This is a genomic window from Intestinibaculum porci (assembly GCF_003925875.1).
GTDB lineage: Bacteria > Bacillota_I > Bacilli_A > Erysipelotrichales > Coprobacillaceae > Intestinibaculum > Intestinibaculum porci.
Map to the genome: position 1 here is coordinate 2,558,204 of NZ_AP019309.1, position 26,895 is coordinate 2,585,098.

37 protein-coding genes are annotated in these 26,895 nt (G+C 36.8%); 2 read left to right on the plus strand and 35 right to left on the minus strand.

Features of this window, described 5'->3' with window-relative positions; translation table 11 throughout:
- Nucleotides 1-111: 111 nt before the first annotated feature.
- Both SG0102_RS12115 and SG0102_RS12120 read right to left on the minus strand, forming a co-directional pair.
- On the minus strand, nucleotides 112-1,374 hold the full coding sequence (locus SG0102_RS12115) for a D-alanyl-D-alanine carboxypeptidase family protein (protein WP_125120165.1): 1,263 nt from the start codon (nucleotides 1,372-1,374) through the stop codon (nucleotides 112-114).
- On the minus strand, nucleotides 1,350-1,562 hold the full coding sequence (locus SG0102_RS12120; RefSeq protein ID WP_125120166.1) for a hypothetical protein: 213 nt from the start codon (nucleotides 1,560-1,562) through the stop codon (nucleotides 1,350-1,352). Before SG0102_RS12120 ends, SG0102_RS12115 begins: the two co-directional genes overlap by 25 nt.
- Before the next feature lie 122 nt (nucleotides 1,563-1,684).
- On the opposite strand from SG0102_RS12120, the gene SG0102_RS12125 reads away from it, so the two are divergent.
- Entirely contained in the window at nucleotides 1,685-3,577 is a 1,893-nt protein-coding gene (locus tag SG0102_RS12125) for an IS1634 family transposase (RefSeq protein ID WP_125118860.1), read from the plus strand.
- Nucleotides 3,578-3,625: 48 nt separating this feature from the next.
- Here the strand turns inward: SG0102_RS12125 and SG0102_RS12130 are convergent, their stop codons facing one another.
- The 12 genes from SG0102_RS12130 to SG0102_RS12175 all read right to left on the minus strand — a co-directional run bounded on the left by SG0102_RS12130 (nucleotide 3,626) and on the right by SG0102_RS12175 (nucleotide 12,675).
- Nucleotides 3,626-3,967, minus strand: coding sequence for an SEL1-like repeat protein (locus SG0102_RS12130; RefSeq protein ID WP_162300212.1), 342 nt, complete (start codon nucleotides 3,965-3,967; stop codon nucleotides 3,626-3,628).
- Between the two features lie 178 nt (nucleotides 3,968-4,145).
- Complete coding sequence (locus SG0102_RS15880; RefSeq protein WP_269461198.1) at nucleotides 4,146-4,277, minus strand: hypothetical protein; 132 nt, start codon at nucleotides 4,275-4,277, stop codon at nucleotides 4,146-4,148.
- Nucleotides 4,278-4,364: 87 nt separating this feature from the next.
- Nucleotides 4,365-5,648 carry a tetratricopeptide repeat protein gene (locus SG0102_RS12135; protein WP_125120168.1) on the minus strand — a complete coding sequence of 428 codons (1,284 nt, stop codon included), beginning with the start codon at nucleotides 5,646-5,648 and terminating at the stop codon, nucleotides 4,365-4,367.
- A 75-nt stretch (nucleotides 5,649-5,723) separates the two neighbouring features.
- Nucleotides 5,724-6,326 carry a hypothetical protein gene (locus SG0102_RS12140; protein ID WP_125120169.1) on the minus strand — a complete coding sequence of 201 codons (603 nt, stop codon included), beginning with the start codon at nucleotides 6,324-6,326 and terminating at the stop codon, nucleotides 5,724-5,726.
- Nucleotides 6,327-6,399: 73 nt separating this feature from the next.
- Complete coding sequence (gene truA, locus SG0102_RS12145; RefSeq protein WP_125120170.1) at nucleotides 6,400-7,137, minus strand: tRNA pseudouridine(38-40) synthase TruA; 738 nt, start codon at nucleotides 7,135-7,137, stop codon at nucleotides 6,400-6,402.
- Nucleotides 7,134-7,934: an energy-coupling factor transporter transmembrane component T family protein gene (locus SG0102_RS12150; RefSeq protein WP_125120171.1), complete on the minus strand. Its 801-nt coding sequence runs from the start codon at nucleotides 7,932-7,934 to the stop codon at nucleotides 7,134-7,136. Before SG0102_RS12150 ends, truA begins: the two co-directional genes overlap by 4 nt.
- A complete protein-coding gene (locus SG0102_RS12155) occupies nucleotides 7,927-8,778 on the minus strand; it encodes an energy-coupling factor transporter ATPase (protein WP_125120172.1) in 852 nt (283 codons plus the stop codon). The genes SG0102_RS12150 and SG0102_RS12155 overlap by 8 nt, the downstream gene beginning before the upstream one ends.
- Entirely contained in the window at nucleotides 8,754-9,584 is an 831-nt protein-coding gene (locus SG0102_RS12160) for an energy-coupling factor transporter ATPase (protein WP_125120173.1), read from the minus strand. The genes SG0102_RS12155 and SG0102_RS12160 overlap by 25 nt, the downstream gene beginning before the upstream one ends.
- 75 nt (nucleotides 9,585-9,659) lie before the next feature.
- A complete protein-coding gene (locus SG0102_RS12165; protein WP_125120174.1) occupies nucleotides 9,660-10,535 on the minus strand; it encodes a MurR/RpiR family transcriptional regulator in 876 nt (291 codons plus the stop codon).
- 62 nt (nucleotides 10,536-10,597) lie between these two features.
- Entirely contained in the window at nucleotides 10,598-10,750 is a 153-nt protein-coding gene (locus tag SG0102_RS15395) for a hypothetical protein (RefSeq protein WP_157983048.1), read from the minus strand.
- Nucleotides 10,751-10,975: 225 nt separating this feature from the next.
- On the minus strand, nucleotides 10,976-11,743 hold the full coding sequence (locus tag SG0102_RS12170) for a hypothetical protein (RefSeq protein ID WP_125120175.1): 768 nt from the start codon (nucleotides 11,741-11,743) through the stop codon (nucleotides 10,976-10,978).
- Nucleotides 11,743-12,675, minus strand: coding sequence for a MarR family transcriptional regulator (locus SG0102_RS12175; RefSeq protein WP_125120176.1), 933 nt, complete (start codon nucleotides 12,673-12,675; stop codon nucleotides 11,743-11,745). The genes SG0102_RS12170 and SG0102_RS12175 overlap by 1 nt, the downstream gene beginning before the upstream one ends.
- 644 nt (nucleotides 12,676-13,319) lie before the next feature.
- Here SG0102_RS12175 and SG0102_RS12180 point away from each other — a divergent pair.
- A complete protein-coding gene (locus SG0102_RS12180) occupies nucleotides 13,320-14,756 on the plus strand; it encodes an ATP-binding protein (protein WP_125120177.1) in 1,437 nt (478 codons plus the stop codon).
- On the opposite strand, the gene SG0102_RS12185 is transcribed toward SG0102_RS12180, so the two are convergent.
- The 21 genes from SG0102_RS12185 to rplR form a co-directional block, all read right to left on the minus strand.
- On the minus strand, nucleotides 14,753-15,538 hold the full coding sequence (locus tag SG0102_RS12185; protein WP_125120178.1) for a CpsB/CapC family capsule biosynthesis tyrosine phosphatase: 786 nt from the start codon (nucleotides 15,536-15,538) through the stop codon (nucleotides 14,753-14,755). The two genes, SG0102_RS12180 and SG0102_RS12185, sit on opposite strands and share 4 nt — an antisense overlap.
- A gap of 97 nt (nucleotides 15,539-15,635) precedes the next feature.
- Nucleotides 15,636-16,178 (minus strand): hypothetical protein, encoded by a 543-nt coding sequence (locus SG0102_RS12190; RefSeq protein ID WP_125120179.1) that lies wholly within the window; start codon nucleotides 16,176-16,178, stop codon nucleotides 15,636-15,638.
- 15 nt (nucleotides 16,179-16,193) lie between these two features.
- Nucleotides 16,194-17,189, minus strand: coding sequence for an LCP family protein (locus SG0102_RS12195; RefSeq protein WP_125120180.1), 996 nt, complete (start codon nucleotides 17,187-17,189; stop codon nucleotides 16,194-16,196).
- A complete protein-coding gene (locus SG0102_RS12200) occupies nucleotides 17,173-17,868 on the minus strand; it encodes a CpsD/CapB family tyrosine-protein kinase (protein WP_125120181.1) in 696 nt (231 codons plus the stop codon). The genes SG0102_RS12195 and SG0102_RS12200 overlap by 17 nt, the downstream gene beginning before the upstream one ends.
- Nucleotides 17,837-18,604 carry a YveK family protein gene (locus SG0102_RS12205; RefSeq protein WP_125120182.1) on the minus strand — a complete coding sequence of 256 codons (768 nt, stop codon included), beginning with the start codon at nucleotides 18,602-18,604 and terminating at the stop codon, nucleotides 17,837-17,839. Before SG0102_RS12205 ends, SG0102_RS12200 begins: the two co-directional genes overlap by 32 nt.
- Before the next feature lie 343 nt (nucleotides 18,605-18,947).
- The gene (locus tag SG0102_RS12210) at nucleotides 18,948-19,190 is read right to left on the minus strand and encodes a hypothetical protein (protein ID WP_148668859.1); all 243 of its coding nucleotides are present in this window, start codon (nucleotides 19,188-19,190) and stop codon (nucleotides 18,948-18,950) included.
- Between the two features lie 261 nt (nucleotides 19,191-19,451).
- Complete coding sequence (locus SG0102_RS12215; RefSeq protein ID WP_148668860.1) at nucleotides 19,452-19,727, minus strand: hypothetical protein; 276 nt, start codon at nucleotides 19,725-19,727, stop codon at nucleotides 19,452-19,454.
- The gene (locus SG0102_RS12220) at nucleotides 19,718-19,975 is read right to left on the minus strand and encodes a S8 family serine peptidase (protein ID WP_125120185.1); all 258 of its coding nucleotides are present in this window, start codon (nucleotides 19,973-19,975) and stop codon (nucleotides 19,718-19,720) included. The genes SG0102_RS12215 and SG0102_RS12220 overlap by 10 nt, the downstream gene beginning before the upstream one ends.
- A gap of 60 nt (nucleotides 19,976-20,035) precedes the next feature.
- A complete protein-coding gene (gene rplQ, locus SG0102_RS12225) occupies nucleotides 20,036-20,398 on the minus strand; it encodes a 50S ribosomal protein L17 (protein WP_125120186.1) in 363 nt (120 codons plus the stop codon).
- 25 nt (nucleotides 20,399-20,423) lie between these two features.
- Entirely contained in the window at nucleotides 20,424-21,368 is a 945-nt protein-coding gene (locus SG0102_RS12230; protein ID WP_125120187.1) for a DNA-directed RNA polymerase subunit alpha, read from the minus strand.
- A gap of 51 nt (nucleotides 21,369-21,419) precedes the next feature.
- Nucleotides 21,420-21,815, minus strand: coding sequence for a 30S ribosomal protein S11 (gene rpsK, locus SG0102_RS12235; RefSeq protein WP_125120188.1), 396 nt, complete (start codon nucleotides 21,813-21,815; stop codon nucleotides 21,420-21,422).
- 16 nt (nucleotides 21,816-21,831) lie between these two features.
- Nucleotides 21,832-22,197 (minus strand): 30S ribosomal protein S13, encoded by a 366-nt coding sequence (rpsM, locus tag SG0102_RS12240; protein ID WP_125120189.1) that lies wholly within the window; start codon nucleotides 22,195-22,197, stop codon nucleotides 21,832-21,834.
- A gap of 18 nt (nucleotides 22,198-22,215) precedes the next feature.
- Nucleotides 22,216-22,329: a 50S ribosomal protein L36 gene (gene rpmJ, locus SG0102_RS12245; protein WP_029070254.1), complete on the minus strand. Its 114-nt coding sequence runs from the start codon at nucleotides 22,327-22,329 to the stop codon at nucleotides 22,216-22,218.
- A gap of 22 nt (nucleotides 22,330-22,351) precedes the next feature.
- Nucleotides 22,352-22,573 carry a translation initiation factor IF-1 gene (gene infA, locus SG0102_RS12250; RefSeq protein ID WP_125120190.1) on the minus strand — a complete coding sequence of 74 codons (222 nt, stop codon included), beginning with the start codon at nucleotides 22,571-22,573 and terminating at the stop codon, nucleotides 22,352-22,354.
- A gap of 12 nt (nucleotides 22,574-22,585) precedes the next feature.
- Nucleotides 22,586-23,332 carry a type I methionyl aminopeptidase gene (gene map / locus SG0102_RS12255; RefSeq protein WP_125120191.1) on the minus strand — a complete coding sequence of 249 codons (747 nt, stop codon included), beginning with the start codon at nucleotides 23,330-23,332 and terminating at the stop codon, nucleotides 22,586-22,588.
- Nucleotides 23,332-23,985, minus strand: coding sequence for an adenylate kinase (locus SG0102_RS12260; RefSeq protein ID WP_125120192.1), 654 nt, complete (start codon nucleotides 23,983-23,985; stop codon nucleotides 23,332-23,334). The genes map and SG0102_RS12260 overlap by 1 nt, the downstream gene beginning before the upstream one ends.
- Nucleotides 23,986-24,005: 20 nt before the next feature.
- Nucleotides 24,006-25,304 (minus strand): preprotein translocase subunit SecY, encoded by a 1,299-nt coding sequence (secY, locus tag SG0102_RS12265; protein WP_125120193.1) that lies wholly within the window; start codon nucleotides 25,302-25,304, stop codon nucleotides 24,006-24,008.
- Between the two features lies 1 nt (nucleotide 25,305).
- Complete coding sequence (gene rplO / locus SG0102_RS12270; protein ID WP_125120194.1) at nucleotides 25,306-25,746, minus strand: 50S ribosomal protein L15; 441 nt, start codon at nucleotides 25,744-25,746, stop codon at nucleotides 25,306-25,308.
- A 15-nt stretch (nucleotides 25,747-25,761) separates the two neighbouring features.
- Entirely contained in the window at nucleotides 25,762-25,944 is a 183-nt protein-coding gene (gene rpmD, locus SG0102_RS12275; RefSeq protein ID WP_125120195.1) for a 50S ribosomal protein L30, read from the minus strand.
- A 13-nt stretch (nucleotides 25,945-25,957) separates the two neighbouring features.
- Nucleotides 25,958-26,518: a 30S ribosomal protein S5 gene (gene rpsE / locus SG0102_RS12280; RefSeq protein WP_125120196.1), complete on the minus strand. Its 561-nt coding sequence runs from the start codon at nucleotides 26,516-26,518 to the stop codon at nucleotides 25,958-25,960.
- Between the two features lie 14 nt (nucleotides 26,519-26,532).
- Complete coding sequence (rplR, locus tag SG0102_RS12285) at nucleotides 26,533-26,886, minus strand: 50S ribosomal protein L18 (RefSeq protein ID WP_125120197.1); 354 nt, start codon at nucleotides 26,884-26,886, stop codon at nucleotides 26,533-26,535.
- Nucleotides 26,887-26,895: the final 9 nt, after the last annotated feature.

A 26,895-nucleotide genomic window follows, 5' to 3' on the forward strand; every position in this document is an offset into this window, starting at 1 on the left:
CTTAATATTGTATTTTCATTATATCGGACATTCTTATCATTGCCTAATAGTTTTTTCTTATGGCTGTAAACAGTTATAAGCTATAATAAAAACGCCCTGTTAAAGGACGTTTTACAGAGTGAATGAGAGATACTGATTCATCGTTACAATATCCATTTTACGTTCATGAGATGTCGCTGCATGCATCGTAATCACATACAGATCATGACCATTGACCTTTTCTTCTAAAGCTACACATTCTTGCGCTGCATTGGTAAGACCATTTTTCGCGCCTAAAACCTGTTTGCCATAAGAAGAGGATGGTGATCTAAAGACATGTAACCCATTGGATGTTTTATACTTTTTCGTATAGAACACCTTTTTAAAAGCTTTGCTTTGTAATACATGACTCATCAGTTTCACTAAATCTTTTCCGGTTGTATAGTGATTAGGATCTGTCATCCCAATGCCATTAGTGAAATGGCTATTGGTCATACCAAACTTCGCTGCATTCGCATTCATCGTGGCCGCCAAATTACCCACACTGCCATATGTTGTACGACATAATGACACAATGGCATCCGCTCCTGAAACCAATAAAGCACCATGCAATAAATCATTATAAGTGACACGTTCACTAGGATTGATTTTCGTTGTCACTGCGCCACCCGCTGAAGCGGTGGTAATATCTTCAGCCGTTAAAGTTGTTGGCGCATTGACATTGTGAATCTTCTGCAAATACGTATAGACACTTAAGATCTTCGTAATAGAGGCCGGATTCATCTTGACATCACTATTTTTCGTATAAAGGAATTTCTTACTTGTGGCATCATAAACCGTTACCGATGAAGAATGCATCAAAGACATCACATCACGGCAGACAATCTTATTGGTATAGGTTTTATTTTTCGTTCTTGTCGTGATCGTTCCATTTGCAGCTCTCGTACAAGTAACGACCCCATTATTCACTTCTATAGCCCCATTATCACTGGTATACATACTCTTTCCTGCCTGTTTCAGACGATAGCCCTGATGCGGCTCTAGATAAATCACCGGCGCATTTAAATAATGATTGGCGACAATAATATGACAGACCATATCCTGACGTTTGGTTTTGACATGGACATCCGTTTCCCCTGCTTTCACTGGTGAAATCTTTAAATCCTGATCAATCTTCGCAACTTTCTTATTATCCGAAGAGACTTTATAGTCCTCTTTCTTTTTCAGTTTTAACTGTACACATTCATCTAAATCCATTGTCACCTGATCATCATTTAAGCTATTAAGATAGTATTCCTGCACCTTCGTCGGTAAATCATAATATAACCCAAAGCCTAAAAATGATGCTAATACAATAATGATAAAAATCTTTAAAAAGATATGTCCTTCCCACATAAATATCTTACCTCACTCATGTTCCCCATTATAAACAGTTTTGATCTCCTAGAAAAGAGAAAAAGTGATAAGAACGGTTTCATTCTTACCACTTTAGTTTCATCATGATTGGCAATAATGCTTCTGGCATACATTTCCGCGCTCGCTAAATCTTCTTCCGGGCGATTGACAGAATCTCTACTAGCCATATCTACAAAACCCCTGTTATCAGGGGCTTTTATCTGTCAAATTTTATAAATTATTATGTTGTATGTGTTGTATGTCTTTCCCTTTCATGCTAAAATATTAGATGAGAGGAGGACTTTTTTATATGAAGCTCTACTACGACAAGCGTCTTAAGGATCCCACATACTATGTCCAGGAGGGAATCAGAAACGGCAAAAAGACGACCACCCGCAATGTAAAAAAGCTCGGCAAACATTCAGAACTTCTGATGATCACCGATGATCCGGTATCCTACTGCAGAAATGTAATACAAAAAATGAATGAGGATGCGAGATCCGGAAAGCGGGAATACACACTGACGGTCGACTTCAATCAGCGAGTGACAGGACCCGATGATAGCCGGATAAGCCGCTCACTGTCATCCAACATCGGATACTTCTACCTTCAGTACATTTATAATATGCTTGAACTGGACGGCTTTTTTAGAAATCTTCAGGAAAAGTCCAAGGCGAAATATGACTTTAATTCTGTTAACAGATTTCTTACCTTTGGCAGAATCCTTGATCCTCACAGCAAGTATGGCACCTATGACCGCCTTAATGCCTACTATGAGAATCCTCAGATTGAGTACCATCATTTTCTCCGCTTTCTCGATTTAATTGCAGAAAACCAGGAGGACTACCTTGCGCATCTTTATAAAAAATCACAGAATCTCATAAAGAGAGACATGTCTGTCGTCTACTATGACTGCACAAATTACTTTTTTGAATGCGAACAGGCTGACGATGATGAGATTGATCCGGAAACGGGCGAAGTTACAAAGGGGCTAAGACGCTACGGCGTCAGCAAGGAAAACAGGCCTAATCCTATCGTTGAAATGGGACTTTTAATGGACAAGAGAGGAATTCCTATTTCTATGTGCCTGGATCCTGGCAATACCAGCGAGCAGGAAACGGCCACCCCGCTGGAGGAGCAGGTCATTAAGACCATGGGTAACAGTAAATTCATATACTGTGCCGATGCCGGTCTGGGTTCATACAATATCCGCAAATTTAATTCAATGGGCGGCCGAGCTTTTATTGTCACGCAGTCAGTCAAGAAGCTGTCTGATGCTCTTCAGACTGCTGTATTCAACGACTGTGACTACAGAAATCTCAGTGATGACAATCCAGTGTCAATTGAGGAGCTAAAAACCTTTAAATATGACAAAAACAGCGAACTGAACAGAGCACGCTATGAATCTACAGCCTATAAAGTTTTAAATGCTGACAAGGAGGACATCTTTCTTGGTTATTATGAGATGAAAAAATGCAAAAATGGTAAGATCAGGAAAGTAAAAGCAAAAGGCACTTTAAAGCAGATCGTCATTGTTACGTTCTCGAGAAAAATGATGGACTATCAGAGAAAAGTTCGTCAGAGACAGATTGACAGAGCTAAAAAGCTCATCTCTTCAGGTGATCCGGAGAAGATCAAGAAGGGACCCAATGACGTAAGAAGGTTTATCAAAAATAAAAATAAGACAAAGTCAGCTTATATTATAGATGAGGAGCAGATTCGAAAAGAAGAGCAGTATGACGGCTATTATGCAGTAGCGACAAATCTTGTTCTTGATCCGGTCAAGGATATTCTTGACATATCACATAAGAGATACCAGATTGAGGACTGCTTTAGAATAATGAAGACTACCTTCAAAGCTCGTCCTGTCTATGTATATAATCCCAACAGAATTAGAGCGCATTTTTTAACGTGCTTCACCGCCCTGCTAGTATACAGACTGTTAGAATGCATGCTTGATGATCAGGGAACACATGTAACAGTAAAAGAGCTGATAGAAACATTAAAAAACATGAATGTGGTGAATGAGCATGATGTTTACTATAGTGCAACATACACTTCAAGCTATACGCTAAAGGCTCTCGAGCAGCTAACAGAGCTGGGGCTTGACTTTCAGTACTACAAGCCAAAGGACCTGAATAAAATTTTAAGAAAAATTTCAAAAAAACTTTTAAAGAGGCAATCACATACAACAAAAAATTGATTAAACAAAAAACCAGGAAACACCGATAAATAAAGGGAATCCTGGCTTTTACTCAATTTTTTCTGTCAATTGTGGGATTATAAACAGTTTTGATCTCCTAGAAAAGAGAAAAAGTGATAAGAACGGTTTCATTCTTACCACTTTAGTTTCATCATGATTGGCAATAATGCTTCTGGCATACATTTCCGCGCTCGCTAAATCTTCTTCCATGCCAATGCCATTCGCATAAATCGTATAAAGATCGCGCAGCCGCATGAGAGCAAATTGTGAATGGCGATTGGCTTTATATTCTTTTAACAATTTAAGTGCTTGATGAACATCCTGCAGCTCGTTTTCATTTAAATATAAATGTGCCAAAGCATACTGATTTTGCATATATCTCGTACTCATGCCTTTTTCAAAAAGCGATTTTGCAAGATGCGGATTGACTTCTCCATATATCCCATGCATCGCCATGATATTTAAATGCTTCCAAATCTCCTAACTTAATTAACTTGATAAAAATCCGATCTGCTTTCATGCGATCAAAGTAAGAAAGCTTCGGATTGTCATAAAGACTCGCTAACATCTACAGTTCATCTTGACTTGTTAGCTCATCCTCATGGGCAATCAGCCACGCTGCACTGCGCTGCTTGCCATTTTTGGAATTGGTTAAAATGATATCATCGGTGGCAGTGATCACTTGATCTTTTCTCTGCACGGGGTTTCTTTTCTTTGGTTTTCTAATTTTCTTTTTTGACTTAATATACTCCTTCCTTGCGACGATCACATCACACGTTCAGCCCATTTAACCTTCCAGCATTTCGAACGCTTTATGAATATTTAAACAATTTGTATGAGATAATGCTTTGTTTTCATTTTTCTCTACACCTAAACCTTTTGCATAAAGGGTATAAAGATCTCTTAATCGCATCAAATCTTCGCTTTCTTTTAATAGCAGCTGATCTTTTTCCAGTAATTCTCTTGCCTTTTGATAGTCATGATCCTCATGAAGATAGATATGACCTAACGCATTCGTTACAAAAGGATATTTCTTACTCATCCCTTTTTCAAGATACATCTTTGCTTTTTCAAAATCAACTTCACCATAGCTGCCTAACATAAACATTTTTCCAACAACATAACAGCTCGCTTTGTTCTTCTTAGCCGCCTTCATCATGCTTCCTAATGGATCATTGACATCCATATATTTGATCAGCATTTTAGCCATCAGATCATGAGGAAAACGTTTATAGTAAGACAATGCCCGACAAGGATTTGACTTTGTCCCTATACCATATAAATAACACTCAGCTAAACGCCTTTGGACATTTATATTATCCTTTGGTATCTTTTCCAACAAGGCAAAGAACTTTTCATCAGTCATATCAGCGACAACATATGTATATTCTAATTCATATAGTTTCATTTTGTCTCCAAAATTGATATCAAACTCTAGAGCTTCTAAAGCTGCCTGATCATCACGATGATCAAGCGGCTGCTGTAAATTCAGTTGCCAAGCCAAATTGATCGTCCGCGAATGATGATAATGTAACGATTGATTAAGATAATATTGCGCTTTCTTTAAATCTTTTACCACTTCATTTGTATGATAAAGCACAAAAGCATTAAAACAAGCCGAGGCAAAGCCTTGTTTAGCAGCTTCTTCAAAATAAAATGCAGCTTTTTGATATTCTTCTTTAAAATTGAAATATAAGCCGCAATAAAACTGTGCCGCTGAATCCTGACGTATAGCTCCTTTTTGAAGATAAGGAAAAGCTTCTTCTCTTTTTCCCGCTTCAAACAGTTCAATCCCTTTTCCCACACAAACATAAACATCCCCAACATTAAGTAAGCGTTCTAATACAGCATCAGCTTTACTTAAATCATAAAGCGGTGAAACAGGTGAATTATACGCTGCATATACAGCTTTCAAAGTTTCAATATCAGTCACATCATCCAAATGGTTGATAAGATCAATAATATCTATAAAATCCTCTTTTTTATCCTTCTGCACATAAAACTTTTCATATGTATTGCTTTTTCTGATTGGCATTCTTTTCTTTGGTTTTTTAATTTTCTTTTTTGACATAGGACAGACTCCTTTGTCTTTATTATAAAATGTTCTTATTCCTTAAAAAAGTAAAAATGATGAGAATTTCTCTCATCATCCTACTGCCCCAACAGCATAGCCCCATGTCTTTTCAGATACACTTTTTTCATGACTGACATCAAGATTACAGCGCTTATATGAATGCATTGCTTTCTTATAAAAAATGTATTTGGTATCTCTGATAAAATCAGAGTAACCCTTTCTCATCAATTTCACCTTGTGTGATGCGTTATCCATCTTGTACAAATAACTTGATTTCCCATAAGCTTCGCCATTTCCCGCAAAAGTCGCATAGCGATCGTTAACAGTAAGAATAGTCATTTCCGTGCCTACATGGCTTTCTTTAAAGCTGGCAACGGTTTTATTATTCGCTAACTTGATCACTTTCAAGAACTTGCCATTTTGAGGAAGATAAAGCATCTTGCCATTAGTAAAGCAGTCCCCTGCTTTCTTATAAACATAACGCTTCTTCCCTTTCGTTACATTCAAGGTAAAGTTACCATCTTTAGCTTGTTTATAAACAAACGTATAACCATTTACCCTGGTAGCCTGATTCAACTCTTCACACTGCAATTCCTTATAAACTGACTTAGCCTGCACTGGCGCTAATGATAAGATCATCAACACACTCATTAAAAATACTAATAATGTCTTCATCCACATACCTTCTTTCTTGATTTCATTATACCATGACAATTTTTTAAGGGGGATCAAATGAAAAGAAGAGGCATTAGTCCTCTTCGTAATACACATGTTCTAAATATAAACCTTCTGGTTCGGCTTTAAAAAGACATTTCTTAGCTCCTTTGGAATCTAAAAGATCCTGTAAGAAGGCAATCGATTTACGGTGCGCCCCTACCTGAATAACACCGCCCACAATATGTCTAACCATATAACGTCTAAAGCCATTACCTTTTAATACAAAGGTAAAGACACCATCCTCTTCGCTAATGATAAAATCATAGAGCGTGCGAATGGTATTACCATACTGATCATAGACACAGTAAGACGCAAAGTCATGTTCTCCAATAAAGATTTGCGCTGCTTCCTGCATAATCTTTAAGTCTAATTTTCCATAAGGATACTGGTAAATATAATGACGATCAAAAGGACTATATGTATTCGTAGAAAGAATATAATGATATTCCTTTTCTTTAACGCTGTAACGGGAATGAAAATCTTCATTGACAAAGCAGGAATCTTTAATATAAATATCAGCTGGCAAAAAATGATTTAAAGCCCGCTGCCATTGTTTTTCGGGTAAGTTTTTATCACTGTCAAAGTGGAAAACCTGATTATGGGCATGCACATGGGCATCCGTTCTGCCCGAAGAATGAATGACAATGTTTTCCCCGGTAATATTCTTTAAGGCCTTCTGGATCTCTTCCTGCACACTGCGCACATTCGGCTGGATCTGCCAGCCATGAAAGAGCGTTCCATCATAAGCCACAATACATTTAATTCTCATCGTAAAATACTCATTGTGATGATACAAGCACATAAAGCTATGACACTGATTAAGGCAAAGGTATCAGCACTTCTCCATTTCAATTCATGATAACGGGTTCTTGGGGCACCAGGAATATAGTTACGACTTTCCATCGCATTGGCTAAATCTTCAGCACGCTGGAAAGCACTAATAAATAATGGAATGATTAAAGAAATAATCGCCGCAATCTTTTCTTTAAAGCTGCCTTCATTAAAATCCACCCCACGAGAAGCCTGAGCTTTCATAATACGCTGGGTTTCTTCTAATAAAGTTGGAATAAAACGTAAGGCAATAGAGATCATCATTGCCACTTCATGAGTAGGAAAGCTGACTTTCTTTAATGGTTTCATTAAATGTTCTAACCCTAAAGTTAAATCTAAAGGCTTTGTCGTGGCCGTTAAGATCGTCGTTAATGAGATAATTAAAACCAGACGAACAATGATATAAAAAGTCTGAGAAACCGCTCCAGAATAGATCTTTAAGAAACCAAACTTAAAAATCACATGTCCGGTTTTTAATAGCAGCAAGTTAAAGATGGCTAAAAAAGCAATCATAAATAACATTGGCTTCATTGCTTTTACAACTCTTTTAGCCGGCATCTTAGAAGAAATCAGACAAGCGATGACATAAAGACCAATAATCGCATAACCAAGGAACCCCGCATCAAAGAAAACTAAGATTAATAAAGCAATTAACCCAGCAATCTTCAAACGCGGATCCAAGCGATGCATAAAGGAATTCCCTGGCAGATACTGCCCAAATACTACACTATCCACGCAGTTCACCTCCGATCGCAGCTATCAGAGTTTTCACATCTTTAATCGTATGATCAAGATGGAAACCTTGTTCATTGAGTTCATTAATAAAATGCGTAATGATTGGTAAATCAATACTTAATGAGGATAAGTATTCTTCCTGAGAGAATAATTCATCCACCGTGCAGTGTTTCTCTACTTTTCCCTGATTCATGACCACCACATGATCACAGTATTCCAAGACCTGATTCATATCATGAGAGACCATGACAACGGTATGACCAGCCTGCTGGAAGCTTTTAAATAAATCCAGCATTTCTTTCGCTCCGGCCGGATCTAAGCCCGCCGTTGGTTCATCTAAGACAAGGATTTCTGGATCCATCGCCAAAATCCCAGCAATCGCTACGCGGCGCTTTTGCCCGCCGGATAATTCAAAAGGAGAACGTTCTAAGTAGCTTTCATCCAAGCCCACTCTTTTGAGTGTTTCTCTCGCGATCTTTTCACATTCTTCTTCACTTACGCCAAAGTTGCGAGGACCAAAGGTAATATCTTTCGCAATCGTTTCTTCAAAGAGCTGATATTCTGGGAACTGGAATACTAAACCAGCTTTCTTACGTAATGGTTTGAGTACTTTTGGCTTCTGTTCACTCGTGATCTTCACATCTTCAATCGTCACTTCACCACTTGTTGGTAATAATAACGCATTGATATGCTGGATCAAAGTGGACTTACCCGAACCAGTATGACCTATTAAAGCCGTAAATGAGCCTTTAGGGATATCTAAATTCACCCCTTTAAGAGCATGATAGGCAAAGGGTGTATCTTTGGAATAAATGTATTCTACATCTTTGAATGTAATTGACATAATGCTTTCACCAGCTTTTCTTGATTGATTGTGGGATCAATATGAAATCCTTGTTTTTTAAGGACACTTGAGATTTTATAGGCAAAGGGTACATCTAACTGTAAAGATGCGATTTGTTTGACATCGCATAACACATCTTCGGGTTTTCCCTGATTGACAATATGACCATCATTTAATAAAACGACATTATCACTTTTCGCGGCTTCTTCAATATCATGCGTGATCGAAAGAATCGTCATCCCTTCTTCTTTATTGAGTTCACGTACTAATTCATTGATTTCTAAACGACCTCTTGGATCCAACATACTGGTCGCTTCATCTAAGATCATAATACTTGGATGCATCGCCAAGATGCCCGCAATCGCTACACGCTGTTTCTGCCCGCCAGAAAGTTTGGTTGGTTCATGATCTAAGAAGTCTAACATGTTAACTTTCTTGGCATATTCATGGATCATATCTTCCATCTGATCATGGGGTACACATAAGTTCTCTAAGCCAAAAGCAATGTCATCACGAACCGTTGAACCAATAAACTGGTTATCCGGATTTTGGAATACAATCCCAACTAATCTGCGCACATCATCTAATGTATCTAAACTTAAAACGAGATCCCCTACTTTAATCGTTCCGCTCTTAGCAGCTAATAAACCAATAATCAGTTTTGCAATTGTACTCTTACCCGATCCATTATGCCCTAAGATCGTGGTATAAGATCCCTTTGGTACTTTGAATGAAATATGATCAATGGTCTTTGCCCCTTCTTCATATTCAAAAGATAAATCTTTAATGTCTATCATCGTTTCCATGGTTTGTCCCCCTAATGACCTTTATTATATGGTAATAAAGATATAAGGTCAAACGAAAAAGGGCTCCAAAAAGCCCTATTCTCCCTCATTATTAATGGGTTCATATTCCGAATAATTATCATCGATGACTTTCGCAATAGCCAGTTTGTATTCTAAGTTATGATCATAATCAAAAGAGAAAATCACCGCATAAAGAATATCATAAAGGCAGGCGACCGATTCTCCCGTCGCAAACTCCCCAATCGGTGTATTCAACATTTCCCGTGAGCTCATCCTTAAGCTGACATCCGCCATCTTCGATAAAGTGGACTGCGAGATACTGGTAATCGCAATAATCGGCGTCTGCTGGCTTTGTGCCATATAGGCCGCATTCAGCACTAAAGGCGTTTCTCCCGAATAAGAAACCACAATCGCCACATGCGATGGATTCCCCATCGCCGCTAACATCAAAGCATCCCCATTAATATTAGCGATATTCACCTGTTTGCCAATGGTGCGCATCTTTTGCATAAAACCTTGCGCTAAATAAAGATAAGTACTCTTGGTATAAATATCAATCACTTCTGCTTTTCTCAGTAATGAGACAGCCTTCGCTAAATCATCATGGGTTAATAACGCTTTGGTATCCTTCACCGTATCTTCATGTAATTTAAACATATTCCCGGCAATTGTACTGGTATCATCACTGACCACAAAAGGAATCGAAGCATCCACATCTCTGGTAGAATACATATATTCTAATTCCTTCAAAAAAGCTTTTTTAAAGTCATTCCAGCCTTCATAACCTAATTTTTTGGCAATACGAATACATAAAGGCGCACTCGTAAACGTTGCTTCAGCGATATCCTTCGTCGTCATATCCGCAATCTTTTCCCCGCTGCGTAAGATATAGCGCATAATGTTCGCTTCTGATTCAGAAAAATGTGTTTTCTCTATTTTATTTAATATCATACATCCACATCCCTTTGCCCCATTATGCCATAAAAGAAAAAAAGAAAATAGCCCATCATAGGCTATTTATCGTCATTTTTCATATTTTGCACAGCATCTGGCTCTTTCTCAATACTCTTTTCTAATTCATCTAAATACTGAGATAGCTCATCTAAAGATGCAGCGATACGATCTAGATTTGCTTGTGTTCTTTCATTCAATGTCGGTTTATCCATAGTTCTGCCTCCTTTGAATACACTCAAGTATATTCAAATTAAAACATTTGACAAGACAAATCAGTGATTTGTTAATGAAATAGTTTCATATTTACATTATTGCGTAAAGTAATAAATTCCTACTGCACTATGTCTGAAGCATGGGCCTCTGTGAACTACATGGTACATAAAGTGTAAAATGATTTCATCAGTTTCCTCTAAAGTTAGAGCACCATGCACTATTTATTATAAATTAGCCTTTAACCCATAACATTGATACAAAATATTTATAATCGTTTGCTTATCCACACCTTTTATGCCTAGGGCTTTTAAATCAACTGCTTCGTTCTCCATTTCCACTAAAAATTTATTCATATCTTCTTCTATTTCTGGACCAAGTTCCTGTCTTGTATCACCACTAATCAACTGAGCCAAACGAAATACATCATTTTTATGCTTCTTTATATTTTTGCTATCAACATGTTCCCCATTTCTTTTTCGTTCTTTTAAATCTAACCATGCTTTTGCCTTAAAAGGTATCAAACATGTTGGTTTTAATACAGGAATATCATCAACAATTATCACCCCATTTTTTAATAATTCATAATATGTCTCATTTAAAAGAATAGCTGATAAACTTGATATTTCATCATCAATTGGGAGTGGTGTAAGAACTGCATCGTCTTCCAATTTAATAAAATTAGGATTTCTTGAAAAAATCTCTAACATATAAGGGAATTCTTTGCTTTTGGGCGACGTAAAGCGATAAAATTGTGAATTTCCAGTACTTTTATTTAAATGTTTATATTGTGCTTCTTTGATATAATCCCAAAACTGTCGTCCAAACTCTACTGTTAGTACTTCAACTATAAGCACAATATCAATATCTTTTGTAGCACGAAAAGGTAGTTCCTCATTCTCCATTATCAAGTTACAAGCTGTACCGCCAATAATTACATATTGATTTCCAAATTGCTTAAATCTTTCTTTGAATTTTTCAAGTCCAATAACCATTATTTTTGTAACCTTCTTTCCAATAGTTCATCTATTGCTTCTTCTATTCTTTCATCATTCCTACCGTTAAAAGATAAAACAATAGAAATATCATCTGCACTATGCCCATCAATAAATTGCTTGGGATCATAGGCCCACAGTTCAAGTCGCACTTGTTCATTTGGATCGATTAATTCTTGGCACAACAAAGTTTGATCAATTTTTTTTGCACTAATCGCATAACAAGTCACTCTACTAGGATTTAACATTGTTTTTTCAGAAAGCGCTGTTTCTCCAGCAAAAACCATATCCTCTGTAACCTGCTTCTTATTAATATATCCCACTTTACGGACAGGATTAGACAAATACACTCTTATTTTTTGAAATAAATCATATGGAGTGTATTTTGATTCAATAAACTTCTTAACACCATCTTTAGCAATCACAAATAGATCAGTAGCTTCCAATTGATTTGTCGCTCTTGATAATGTCATTGCACTAAACGGAAGCACTTTTTTTGTTTCTGAAATATAAAGTCGCTTTTTGTTATTATACAAGTAATACAAAAAGAGTTGTTGCGTAGAAAAAACAAATTTGCCTGTAATCCTTTGAGACTCTTTTTCATTTGTAAGCATTGTTCCAATAAAAGGAAGAAAGATCTGATGTTCAGTCATAAAGGAAATGTTATTTTCTATAAAACTTTTTCTTCGAAAATTAGAAATTCTTGTAAGCGCAAATACAACAGGAACATTGTCGATCTGCTGTATTTTTAAGATTTGTTTCTTGAGTGCAGGGAGTGTTACAAGTTCTTCTGTTGGGGTCAGCATAACACATCGTTTATCACCAATATATGCAGTTCTAAATTCATAACTTGAATTAATATAAATAGGTAAGGAACCTTGATGATTCCATTCATCAAATTGAATAGGAAAACCAAAAACATTTTTATACATGTCACTTTCCCTCCTTTACTTATAACTTATTTATTTATATTTTAACTTTTCAATGTTAAATGTCAAGTTTGTAAGTTATATTATACATTTTCATCATCATATCTTTTAGTTCCTATACATAAGAGTTTATTATAAAAAATATAAAATAAAGTCAATATTTTTTTAGAAATTCGGCCCTGCTCTGAAATGCATAACCTTTTCAAGGGAATGATAGGATCGTGAATAACTAGCTAACTAAAAAAGAGCACTACTTTGACTGTGCAAAGTCAAAATAATATCCCAAAACGGGAGGGGTGCCGTGAATAGTAACCAAATTTAACTTTCATTTAAATAATCAAGCAAAATTCATTTCAGGAGGTAAATATAAATTTGAGATATATAATGATATTAGTTTTATAATTCCCCCTCTTTTTTCACAATTTTATTAAACATTTAAGTTATTTGCTTAAATGTTTAATATTTTTATATAATTTTAATCAAATAATGTAAATTTAAATAAAATATTTTAACTAATTTTGATAAATTAACTAAATTAAATTAAATTTATCATTAAATTTTATACATGTTTCACTAAATTTTATGTATAATGTCATTAAGCAGATTATTATATTATCTTTTTATTCATTTTTGAAAGGAGAACTCAAATGCAAGAGCAAGAAGCTGTTTCTTTAATAAGAGAAATTCAAAGGAAAAAATCTGAGTGGCAAACAATTGAATTAAAATCATGTAATTTAGGTTTCCCACACCGCATTTATGATACTTTATCATCATTTTCCAACCAAGATGATGGTGGTACTATACTATTTGGCATTGACGAAAATAAAGATTATGAAGTTGTTGGCGTATATGATCCAGCTGATTGTCAAAAAAGAATTACAGAAGCATGTAATCAGATGGAACCAAAAGTATGTGCTCTTATTACTGTTGCTGAAATAGACGGAAAGAACATAGTAACCGCAGAAATTCCAGGTGTCTCCTTTGCCAAAAGACCTGTATTCTATATTGGCAAAGGACGTTTAAAAGGATCATATGTTCGCGTAGGTGATGCAGACGAACCAATGAGTGAATATGAGGTGTATAGTTATGAAGCATTTAGAAATAGAATCCGAGACGAATTAAGAACAATAAATGAAGCAAATTCTGATTTTTTTAAAAGCAGTCAAATCAATACTTATTTAAATAGAGTTAAAAATCAAAGGAAAAATCTTGCAGAGAATTGTAGTGATCAAGAGATTCTCGAACTTATGGGTGTAACTAAAGATGGTAAACCAACTATTGCTGGTATTATGACATTTTTTATTTATCCGCAAGCATATTTTCCACAATACTGCATAACAGCAATAGTAGTACCTGGATATCAAATTGGTGATATTGGAACTAACGAAGAAAGATTTCTTGACAACGAACGTATAACAGGTACAATTTCAGATATGTTAGAATCTGCCGTTTCTTTTGTAACTCGAAACACTCGTATTAAAACAATTATCGACGAAGAAGGAAAACGTTTTGATCAGAGGGAATATCCTCTAAAAGCAGTTAGGGAAGCAATTTTAAACATGCTCATCCATCGTGATTACAGTATTTATACAGAAAACATTCCCTCAAGCATAGAAATATATAAAGACCGTATCGTCTTCAGAAACTGTGGTGGATTATTCGGTGCTGCATCAATCAATTTATTAGGACGTATTCGGCCTGAAACTCGTAATCCAGCCTTAGCAGGAATGCTTGAATTACTTGGTATAACTGAAAACCGTTATTCTGGCATCCCTACAATTTACAATGAATTAAATAAGGCTGGACTGCCAAAACCTGAATTTAATATGAAACACGGAGAATTTACTGTAACTTTTTATAATTCGTATCCTCAGGAAGAAATTCACATTAATAGAGTAGATATTTTTCAATCAATAATAGATTTTTGTAAAAAGCCTCGGTCACGTAAAGAAATTACTGAATTTGTTAATCAAACCCCAGCTTATGTTATGCGAAAATATATCAATCCTTTACTTGAACAAGGCAAATTAAAAAGAACTCTGCCAGATAAGCCAAAAAGCTCAAAGCAGAAGTTCTATTCTTAGTGTTTAAACTTTCTTGCAAAGAAACTGCGTTTATAATGAGGATACTCAATCTCTTCATTTAAAATCAAATGATTAGGATTACCTGATAAGAGTAATTCTGCGTATGTTTTTGAAAAACCTTTATCAATTAATGTGTCATAAGCTTTCTGCATGTTAGGAACACGTCTGCCTTCACACTGATGCGTATCAGTTGCAATAACATGGACCATATTCGCATCAAGAAGCTTCATCGCATTTTGGGTATGAACAGGTAACCCTAAACCTAGGACACTGGTTGTATTGATCTGGATCACACAGCCTAAATCAATCAGATACTGAACATAATCCAGATCAATACCTTCATGAAAATAACGTTCGACATGGGCAATAATCGGCTTATAACCTTTAATACGAACACTTCTGAGATAATCATCAAAATGATTTAAAAAGGACTGTGTAGGCTTTGTGACATCATATTCACAAAGCATATACTTGGTATTTTCAAAAGGTAAATAAATACCTTTTTCAATCGCTTCATCACTGTCTTTATTTAGCATAAGTTCACAGCCTTGAAGCACCTTAATGTTATAAGTTGAAGCTAAGGCTTTTAAATCATTAATTCGTGCAATCATTTTTTCCTGATCTTCTTTTGTCGTTTTCCCGCTAGTAAAATGGGGCGTCGCCACAATCGTATCAATACCTTCTAAAGCGGCAATAGATAATGTTTTCTTAGCCATTTCCAGATCTTTGACACCATCATCGATTCCCCAGGCATAGTGTCCATGTATATCAATATAACTCATTTTATCCCATCCTTTTATATGAAAATAAAGAAGAGAATCCGAAGATCCTCTTCCCCAAATAATTAAATCCCGTTATCCTGGCCTAACTCCCAATTAATTATTTTGTATAAACTAATGTGTAAGTACCTAAGTTACCTAATGTAGCTGTTACAGTTTTCTTGCTGTAGTTTACTTTAGTCTTAGTTAAGAACCATTTCTTCTTAGCAGAGTCGAAACGTAAAACGTATACTTTTTTAACTTTCTTAGTTAAGTTGTTAACTTTGAAAGTTACTTTAGTATTTTTAGATTTTTTACCTTTCTTATCGTTCTTTACATATAAACGAGCCATAGAAGAAGATAATTTCTTTAACTTCTTAAGCTGTTTAGTTACAGATTTATCTAATTTTTCGCCTTTTAATGCTTTAGCTACTGTTTTAGATTTAGAAGCATAAGCTTTAGCTGCTTTCTTTCTGCTTACAACTTTCTTAGCTGCGTAAACTTTATAACCTTTAGTAGTTTTAGCAGATTTTACAACTACGCCTGTTGGAGCGTTAGCACCGTTTAATGCAACTGAAGGAGCTGCACTAACTGAAGCAACTGCAGGAGTTAAAACCATTGCGCTAGATAAGACAGCTGCAGCGAAGTTTTTCTTGAAATTCATTTACCTCATCCTCCCTTAATTCTCTTTAGCTTTGTAAAATAATGTGATGACCTGCTTATGTAAAGCAGACTTATCCAGGGTATATTCATCATATAAATCACTGGAGACGTACTTTCCAGGAATCGTATAATACGAGTCATCATTGAATTGATAGTCAGTGACCATATTTCCAAAGGTAACAATGTTATCATACGAGATATTGGTTGTTACGTGCTCCACTAAAGAGTACATTTTTGAGACCGTGCCATTGAAATCCTTGTTTAACAGCACCTTAAGTTTTTCATAAAACGCCTGGAAATAAGATCTTTGTCTCTCCATGCGGGTCTCATTACTAAAAGCTACATCAGTATCCCTAGTTCTGACGTATTTTTCCACATTACCAGCATTGATGGTAATCGTATCGCCTTTTTTCCAGCCTTCTGCTTTTTTCAAAGTATCATTTGGCACTTTGACTTTTACATCACCAACAATATTTTGTAATGCGTCTAAGTTATCCATATCCATTGCACCATAGTAATTGATAGGAATATGATACAGCATTTTGCTAACTGCCTGCATTGCATGCATACAGCCAGATTCTGCATCATCCCCAAAGGCATAGGCTAAATTGATATGGTTCTTATCCCAACCTAAGCTTTCTCCGCCACCGTCAAACGTCTCAATCGGCGTCATACAGTCACGAGGGATGGTCAAAAGCTTAATCGTCTTCTTGCTACGATCTAATAGTAACATCTCCATGGCATCAGATTGTCCCTGAGATGTTGCTCTGTTTTTGTCTTTCTTCGTTTTATCAATTCCTAATAAGAGAATTGATACAATCGAAGCATTATACTTATACGTTTTCCCGTTATAAGTCACTTGATGATAATCACTCTCAGAATCTTTCCCACTATTCCCTTTCTTGTTCATATTTGCAAAAACAAGACTTACAACCAAAGCGATCACTAATAATATGATCACAAAAATCCCGATCATCATGTTTCTTTTTTTCTTTTTAATAGTAGTAGTCATAGTATCCGTAATGTCCGTACTCAGTTGAGTCCTTCTTTACACGATTTAAGACGCACCCAACCACACGGGCACCATTCGCCTCTAATTCTTTCACTGCTCGCTTTATGGCATTTTTACTAGTGTATTCATTTCTGATAACGAGTACCACGCCATCTACAACACGCCCAATAATCGATGCATCTGCACCCGCCGTTACTGGTGGCGTATCGATGACAATATAATCAAACTGTTTCTTCAGTTCTTCTAAGATTTCCTTTAAGTGTCCACTAGATAAGATTTCTGATGGATTTGGTGGACGCTTACCGGCTAAAACAATAGATAAGTTATCAACGTTTGTTTCACAGACATAAGTTTCAGACTGTTTGGTTAAAGCTTCTGAAAGACCAGGAGCTTTCGTGTTAATCATTAACATATCCTTAAATGAACTACGTCTTAAGTCAGCGTCGATATAAACAACTTTCTTTCCTAATTCCGCAAAGGATAAAGCGGTATTGAAAGCTGCTACTGATTTTCCTTCATCAGGAATCGTTGACGTCATGGCAATGACCTGAAGATCATCGGTATACATCAAGTTCGTACGTAATTTCTTGAAAGATTCATTGGCTGTAGAGAATTCATTATCAGCTTCATTAATCGTAATCTTGTCACTATTTAGATTCTTGATGTTCTTTGTGTCCATGATGTCTCTTTCCTTTCTTAGATGTTAATTTTGCATAGCTTAATGACTTTTCTTCCGCGATGACAGCTAAGACTGGTAAACCTAATGTTGATTCAACTTCATCACTAGAAGTAAATGCGTCATTGACAATAAACTTCACAATAATGAATGCCGCACAAGCTACTAAACCAATCAAACCACATAATACAGTTGTTTTCGCTAAACCTAAACCAACACGATTGGTATTAGCGATACCTCTTTCGACAACGAATGGTTCCTGTGAATCAATTTCACGGATATCATCCATTCCTTGATCTACTAAGTCATTAGCGATATTCTTCGCTTCTTTGGCACTTGTTGATTTAACAGTTACCTGTAAAATACGTGTTTCATCAGGATTCGAAATCGTGATCATACTCTTTAACTGATCAACAGTATACTTTAAATGTAAATCTTTAATAACCGCTTCAATATTTGGACGGCTAGTAAAGATAATCTGATAGTCCTGCGTTAAGCTGGTATTCAGCTGTAATGATTCTAATGATAATTTCTTTGATGATGATCTGAGATAAACCATGGAAGTTGATTCATACTTAGGTGTTGATAACACTGAATAATAGAACACCCCTACAAGTGAACCAACCAGAAGGCCAATCACGCAAACATACCATAAAGATTTTAATTTTAAGAACATAGCCTTAAGATCGATCTCAATAGTATCGTCTACGTTTTCTCTTTCAATAACTTCCGTATTCAAAATTTCCCCTCCGCTATTTCTTACTTTTTGTTTTCTTATTCCCGAGAAAACATGTAACTTACTACAAGTCGTAGGTATTGTACCAAATGTGACGTAAATTTCAATACAAAACTGTGTTATGTTACCCCTTAAATATCATTTTTTTCAAATTTTGACTTCTGTTATTTACGGAGAATATAACATATAAAACTTCTAGTAAATTATAGGTCATATCCTAGCACACTCAATACCACTTGTCACTATTAAGTTACTTAAAGACATAACAATTTTTGATGATCTTAAGCCCATCATTTAAAATAACGTGAATCATTTACCGTCTCTTTTATGATCCAATGACACTATATCATTGTTTACTGATGGATTCATAAGGGGGGTTCATTTTATACTCTTTTCTAATAAAACTGATTCCCTTCCCTTTCAACTTACTCCATCCCCATAGATCTGGATTATTCATAAAATCATCCACATCTAATACTTCAAAACAAAATAACCAGTGTGTATCAAAATCATGTTTACTCTCTATTAGATTCAAAGCATTCCTTCTTAACTTATTGATCTTTTTCCGATTATGCACTTTATTATTCATCAAATAAAGCCAAGTCATCGTTAATAAGATACAATCACCATATTGCATGATCATCCCCACTAATGATGGTAATCTAAAGATAACCAAAAAGGATCACATAACTTACCAATTTGGATCATTTAAAATCACCAAAATTGGTAAATCTAAACGATCCGAATGTGGTTATCTTTTTTTCGATTTATTGTAAAATCATCTCCGAAAGGAGGATAATTTACATGAAGAATCTTGTAGGAGTAATAATGATTATAAAAGATATGAATGTTAAGCCAAACTATAGTGAATTAGAAAGAATATACGGAGTCGACAGACATATTGATCTAATAAAGGGATTAAATAAGGATAGAGATAAGCTAAATGCTCAATACGTCTAACCGCTAATACCTTTGCACGTTCACTCATCTTTTGGGTTGATAACACCTTAATCACATAATTATAAACTGCTAAGTCCCCTGTTTCCTTCGCTAACATAACTGCTGTATCTAAATACCTATTCACTTCTCTATAAGTGGTCATTCCTTTATCATTCACTAATGGCATGCTGCTGAATCAATAATCAGTGCTTTCGCAATCTCTATTGGGAATTTCATGACATCGATAAGAAAACACAGTTTTCTTGCAATCCAAGCTGATGCGAAAGATGTGCCGTAAACTTGCGCAAGGCCATTACCCCCATACGTATTTATTCTTTCATTATAATCACCACCATAAGAAGCAATATCAGGTTTATGAAAGAAATCTAAGACATACCCACGTCTAATAACATTGTCAAATATATTGAGACACATATTATATCTAGAAAGTTATAAAATTTAAAAGACGAGGTTTCCCTCGTCTTAGATACATTATTATAATAATGTGATAATTGCCATTGTAGCGTTGTCACCTTTACGGTTGTAAGTCTTTAAGACTTTAGTGTAACCACCGTTCTGGTCTTTATATTTAGGTGCTACATCATCAAATAATTTCTGTACTGCAGTCTTGCCAGTTTCCTGATCAATGACATCCTGAAGATAAGCAGCAGCCTGTCTTCTTGCATGAAGATCACCACGTTTACCAAGAGTAATTAATTCTTCTACAACAGAACGAACTTCTTTAGCTCTTGTAGCAGTTGTTTCGATCTTACCATACATAATGACGTCAGTAGCTAAGTTACGTAACATGCCCCTTCTCTGATCAGAAGTACGACCTAATTTTCTATTTTTAGCCATTATTAAGCTCCTTCCAAATATTCCTTTAGTCTACAGGCTTGAAGCCTAAGCCTAATTCTAATAATTTTTCTTTGACTTCTTTCAAAGACTTCTTACCAAGGTTACGAACCTTGATCATATCGTCTTCGGTCTTAGAAGCTAATTCCTGAACAGTCTGGATACCAGCTCTCTTTAAACAGTTGTAAGAACGAACAGATAAGTCTAATTCTTCAATTGTCATATCAAGAACCTTGTTGCCTGTATCCTGCTGAACTTCGCTCATGACTTCCATGTTCATCGCTTCATCAGTTAATTCAACAAACATGTTCAGGTGTTCTACTAAGATCTTTGCTGATAAAGCAAGAACTTCGTGAGGTTTAATAGAACCGTCAGTAGTAATTTCTAATGTTAACTTGTCATACTTAGCAGACTGACCTACGCGGGTCGGTTCTACTTTGTATGCAACGTTTACTACTGGTGAGAAGATAGAATCAGTTGAGATCACACCGATCGTATTGACATACTTTTTGTTCTGATCAGCAGACTGATAACCTCTATCTTTGTGAGCATACATTTCCATGTATAAACGTTTGCCTTCAGCGACATGTGCTAAAACTAAGTCGTTTGAAATCATTTTGACTTCACTTGGACACTGAATGTCTGCACCAGTAACAGTTGCAGGACCAGTGACATCAACAACCATAGTGACATCTTCATCAGTATCTAACTGGAAAACCAGTTTCTTGATCTGAAGAATAATCGAAGTAACATCTTCGACAACACCGTCAACTGCAGAGAACTCATGAATGGCACCGTCAATCTTGATTGCATAAACGGCAGCACCAGGCATTGAAGATAATAAAACTCTTCTTAATGAGTTACCAATGGTTGTCCCGAACCCTCTTTCAAGTGGTTCAATGACGAATTTACCATAGTTGTTATCTTCATCATAAGTTTCAACATTGAAATTTGCTTTTTCGAACTTTTGCATTGTTTTCCTCCTCATGAAAATGATATTTTATAACGATTTGTATAAATCGAATTATCCACGAGGACGTTTTGGTGGACGGCATCCGTTATGAGGGATAGGAGTAACATCAGTGATAGCTGTTACTTCAAGTCCAGCTGCAGATAATGCTCTGACAGCAGCTTCACGTCCTGGACCAGGACCTTTTACGTTAACTTCAACCTGTTTCATACCATGATCCATTGCAGCCTTAGCAGCAGCTTCTGCAGCCATCTGAGCAGCATATGGAGTAGATTTTCTTGAACCCTTGAATCCTAATGCACCAGCACTAGACCAAGTGACAGCATTACCGTGTTCATCAGCGATAGTTACGATTGTATTATTGAATGTTGAATGAACGTGAGCAATACCTTTAGCGATATTTTTCTTAACACGTCTTTTACCACGTGTATTCTTTGTTGCTTTTGCCATGAATTGTGCCTCCTAATTATTTCTTCTTACCAGCGATAGGACGTGCTTTACCCTTACGAGTTCTTGCATTAGTCTTTGTTCTCTGTCCACGTACTGGAAGACCTCTTCTATGACGCATTCCTCTATAAGAACCAATTTCCATTAATCTCTTAATGTTTAACTGAGTTTCTCTACGAAGATCACCTTCAACTTTGATCTTTTCTACTTCTTTTCTGATTTTTGTTTCTTCTTCTTCTGTTAAATCTTTTACTCTAGTATCTTCAGAAACACCAGCTGCAGCTAAGATATTTTTAGCAGTAGTATTACCGATACCATAAATATAAGTTAAAGAAACAACCACACGCTTATCACGTGGGATATCAACACCTGCGATACGAGCCATTAATAAGTCCTCCTAAAATTAACCTTGTCTCTGTTTGTGTTTAGGGTTTTCACAGATAACCATGACTTTACCCTTTCTTCTAATCACTCTGCATTTATCACACATTGGTTTTACAGATGCTCTAACTTTCATCTTGTTTACCTCCTATTGGGTATTACTTTTTTCTAAATGTGATGCGCCCACGTGTTAAGTCATACGGACTAATTTCAACAGTTACTTTATCCCCCGGTAAAATGCGGATGTAGTTCATTCGGATTTTACCAGAAACGTGAGCAAGAATAGTAACTCCGTTGTCCAGCTGTACTTTAAACTGCGCATTAGGCAAGTTTTCAACTACAGTGGCTTCGACTTCGATAACGTCGTTTTTCTTTGCCATACTTTTACCTCACTATACTTTTGTCAGAATTTCATAGCCATCATCAGTAATTGCGACAGTATGTTCGAAATGCGCTGCTAATGAATGATCAGCAGTTTTGACATTCCAGCCATCTTCTCCTGCCACAACGGCGTCACCGCCAAGATGGGCCATTGGTTCAATTGCCAGCACCATACCTTTTTTGAGTCTTGGCCCACGTCCTGCTTTCCCATAGTTTGGAACACTAGGATCTTCATGGACTTCAGTGCCAATGCCGTGTCCGGTATACTCTTTTGGTGTTGAGCAGCCATGACTCTCTAAGTAAGTCTGCACAGCATGAGAAATATCGGATAATCGATTACCCGGTTTTACCTGGGCTAAACCGGCAAACAAGGATGCTTCACAGACATCTAATAAGCGTTTAGCATCTTCGCTTGGCGTACCTACCACATACGTCCAGGCACTATCCCCATGATAACCTTTCCAGCAGGCTCCAACGTCGACTGAGATGACGTCGCCATCTTTCAGTACATAATCGTCTGGAATCCCGTGAACAACACAGTCGTTCACTGATACGCAGTTGGCACCAGGAAACCCATACAGGTTTTTAAATGATGGCGTACAGCCATGGTCTCTGATGATCTTTTCACAGAATTCATCCACTTGTTTAGTGGTGAGACCAGGCTTTAGCCATTTTTCTAATTCCTGATGTACTACCCCAACGACATGACCTGCATGTCTCATCAATTCAATTTCTCTTGAATCTTTGATAGTAATCATTATTTATCCTCCAAAACAGCCTCTAAATCGTGGAATACGTCCGCCATAGACTGGTTTCCGTTCACAATTGATAATTGACCCTTCATCTTATAATAGTCGATGAGCGGGCGAGTCTGCTTCTCGTAAGTGTCAAGGCGCACTTTGACAGCCTCTTCACTTTCGTCAGCGCGCTGATAGAGTTCTCCGCCACAGACGTCACAAACGCCTTCTACTTTAGGTGGGTTGAATTCTACATGGAAAGTCGTTCCGCAGTTTTTGCAGGTACGTCTTCCTGACAGACGCTTAACTAACACTTCGCTAGGAATATCTAAATTGACAACAAAATCAATGTTGAATCCTAACTCTTTACACCATGATTCGAGCTCACGAGCCTGAACCACAGTTCTTGGGAATCCATCTAAGATGAATCCATTTTTGTACTCAGGTAAATGTTCCTTTAAATAGTCATAGACCATTTCATTAGTGAAATCATCTGGTACAAGATATCCATACTGGATAAAGTAGTTGGCAATGACACCAAATTTATTTTGCTCCTTGATCGCCGCTCTAAACAGATCCCCAGTAGAAATCTGTACTAAACCGTACTTTTCAACGAGCTTTTTAGCTTGGGTCCCTTTGCCAGCGCCAGGAGGCCCCATTAAGATAATATTCATAATTTCCTCCTTACTTACTACTACTTACGAATATACCCGTGATACTCTTTACGAGTCAGGATACTTCTGATTTGTCGGATTGTCTCTAAAGCCACTCCGGCAACGATAATTAACCCGGTACCACCAAGTGATAACGCGTTAGACGACGTTGCAGTCCATACAACAGGTACAATAATAGGGATTGCAGCGATAATTGTCAAGAACAAAGCGCCAACAACTGTAATTCTATTTAAAACTGTACCAATATATTTCTTTGTATCAGTCCCTGGACGGATGTCTGGGATTGCGGCTCCGCTCTTTTTGAGGTCTTCAGAAATCTTCTTTGCATCAATTTGTAAGTTACAATAGAAGAATGTGAAGAAGACGATCATCAGAACATAGAGAATGAATCCAACAGGCTTCTGGTAATTTAAGATATCATCAATCATCTGCGTTGTTTTCGTTGAGCTCATAAAACTAATGATCGTTCTTGGAGCCGCTAAAACAGAAGCAGCGAAGATAACTGGGATTACCGATGAAGAGTTGATCTTGATTGGCATATGCGTATCTTCTTTAGTATGCATTACCGTCATTGTATTGGTTGCATAGAAGATTGGGATCTTACGAACCGCACCTTCAGAATACACAACGAAAATCATGATTGCTAAATATGCTAAAACGAAGAGAATATACCATAAGATACTTGTAACGGCGGTATAAGTTGTCTTATACGAAACCATTGTATCATAAGTTGTGATAAATTGGTTAGGTAAATTTGCAACGATTCCGGTAAAGATTAATAATGAAGTCCCATTACCAACCCCTTTGATCGTAATACGATCACCGATCCACATCGCAAACATGGAACCAGCTGCCATCACCACAACGACATATACATAAATCCAAGGTTTAGAACTTGTTAAAATACCATAACCTTTATCAAATGCATATGTTAATGATCCACCCTGGATCGCTGCTAAGAATAAAGTCAGATATCTTGTGACTTTATCCTTTTTCTTTTTACCGACGTTCCCTTCTTTCTGCCATCTCGCGAGTGTAGGGATGACATCCATAGAAAGTAATTCGATAATGATTGACGCAGTGATGTAAGGTGAAACACCTAATGAGAAGAGGGAGAATCTTTCAAGAGTCCCCCCACCAAGCATATTCATAATTCCGAAGATCCCGCTTGAAGTTGCACTTTGCGAGATGGCATCCGCATTGATATATGGTATCGTGATCGCTGCCCCTAAACGGAATACAAATAACATACCTAGCGTAAAGACGACCTTTCTACGAAGCTCGCCTTTCTTAAATACTTCTTTTAAGAAGGTAATCAATTTAGATCACCTCAGTTTTTCCACCTGCAGCTTCGATGGCGCTTGCAGCTGACTTAGAGAACTTGTTAGCCTTAACAGTTAAAGCAACTGTTAATTCACCGTTACCTAAGATTTTTAAGCCATCTAATTCTTTCTTAACTAAACCAGCGTTCATTAATGCTTCTAAATCAACAACTGAGTTAGCTTCAAATCTGTTTAAGTCTTTAACGTTTACAATTGCATATTCTTTTCTGTTCACATTAGTGAAACCACGTTTTGGAATACGCATGAATAATGGAGTCTGTCCACCTTCAAAACCAGGTTTCTTTCCTCCGCCGCTACGTGCGCCCTGACCTTTCTGACCTCTACCAGAAGTCTTACCAGTTCCAGAGCTTGTACCACGTCCGACACGTTTTCTTTCTTTACGTGCACCATCAGTGTAGTGTAATTCGTGTAATTTCATTGACGAAAGTACCTCCTAGTCTTCTTTTGTCACTGTTACTAAATGAGCGACCGCTCTAATCATACCCTGAGTATAAGCATTGTCTTCTCTTTCAACAGTTTTGTGCATTTTGTTTAAACCTAAGGCTTTCAGAGTCGCCTTCTGGTTTTTCTTAGCACCAATTGGGCTCTTAGTAAGAGTAATTGATAATTTTGCCATTATAAGCTCCTCCTTATCCGTAGATTTCTTCAACAGTCTTATCTCTTAAAGCAGCAACCTGTTCAGCTGTTTTCATAGTAGCTAAACCAGCCATTGTAGCTCTAACCATGTTGATTGGTGTTCTTGAACCAATACATTTAGATAAGATATCAGTATAACCAGCTAATTCGACAACGGCACGAACTGGACCACCGGCGATGATCCCAGTACCTTTTGATGCAGGTCTTAAGAATACATAACCAGAACCGTATACACCCTTAATTTCATGAGGGATTGTACCATTCTTAATTGAAACTGTAATTAAGTTCTTCTTAGCAGCTTCGCTTGCTTTTCTGATTGCATCAGGTACTTCGTGAGCTTTACCAGTACCGAAGCCAACACGACCCTTACGGTCACCAATAACGACCAGGGCAGCAAAACGCATTTTACGACCACCTTTTACTACTTTAGTAATACGGTTAATAGTAACTACACGTTCTTCGAATTCTTTCTGTTCTCTTGGTCTTCTTTTCTGGTTGTTTCTTCTTCTGCGACCATTATTCTGACCATTTTCTCTTGGTTTACGCGCTTCCATTCTTTAACCTCCTACTAAAATTTCAGTCCAGCTTCTCTAGCTGCTTCAGCTAAAGCCTGTACTCTACCGTGATATACATATCCACCACGATCGAATACGACGTGATCGATATTTGCTGCTAATGCTCTTTTAGCGATTTCAGCACCGACTTTTTTCGCTGCTTCAATATTTGATCCGTTTTCTAATTTCATTTCAACAGAATTTGCTGATGCTAATGTTTTACCATTAACATCATCAATAATCTGCGCATGAATATTCTTATTAGAACGGAAAACATTTAATCTTGGACATTCTGGAGTACCAGAGATTTTCTTACGTACTCTTAAATGACGTCTTTTACGTACGTCATTGCGTGACATTTTTGCCATGACTTATTT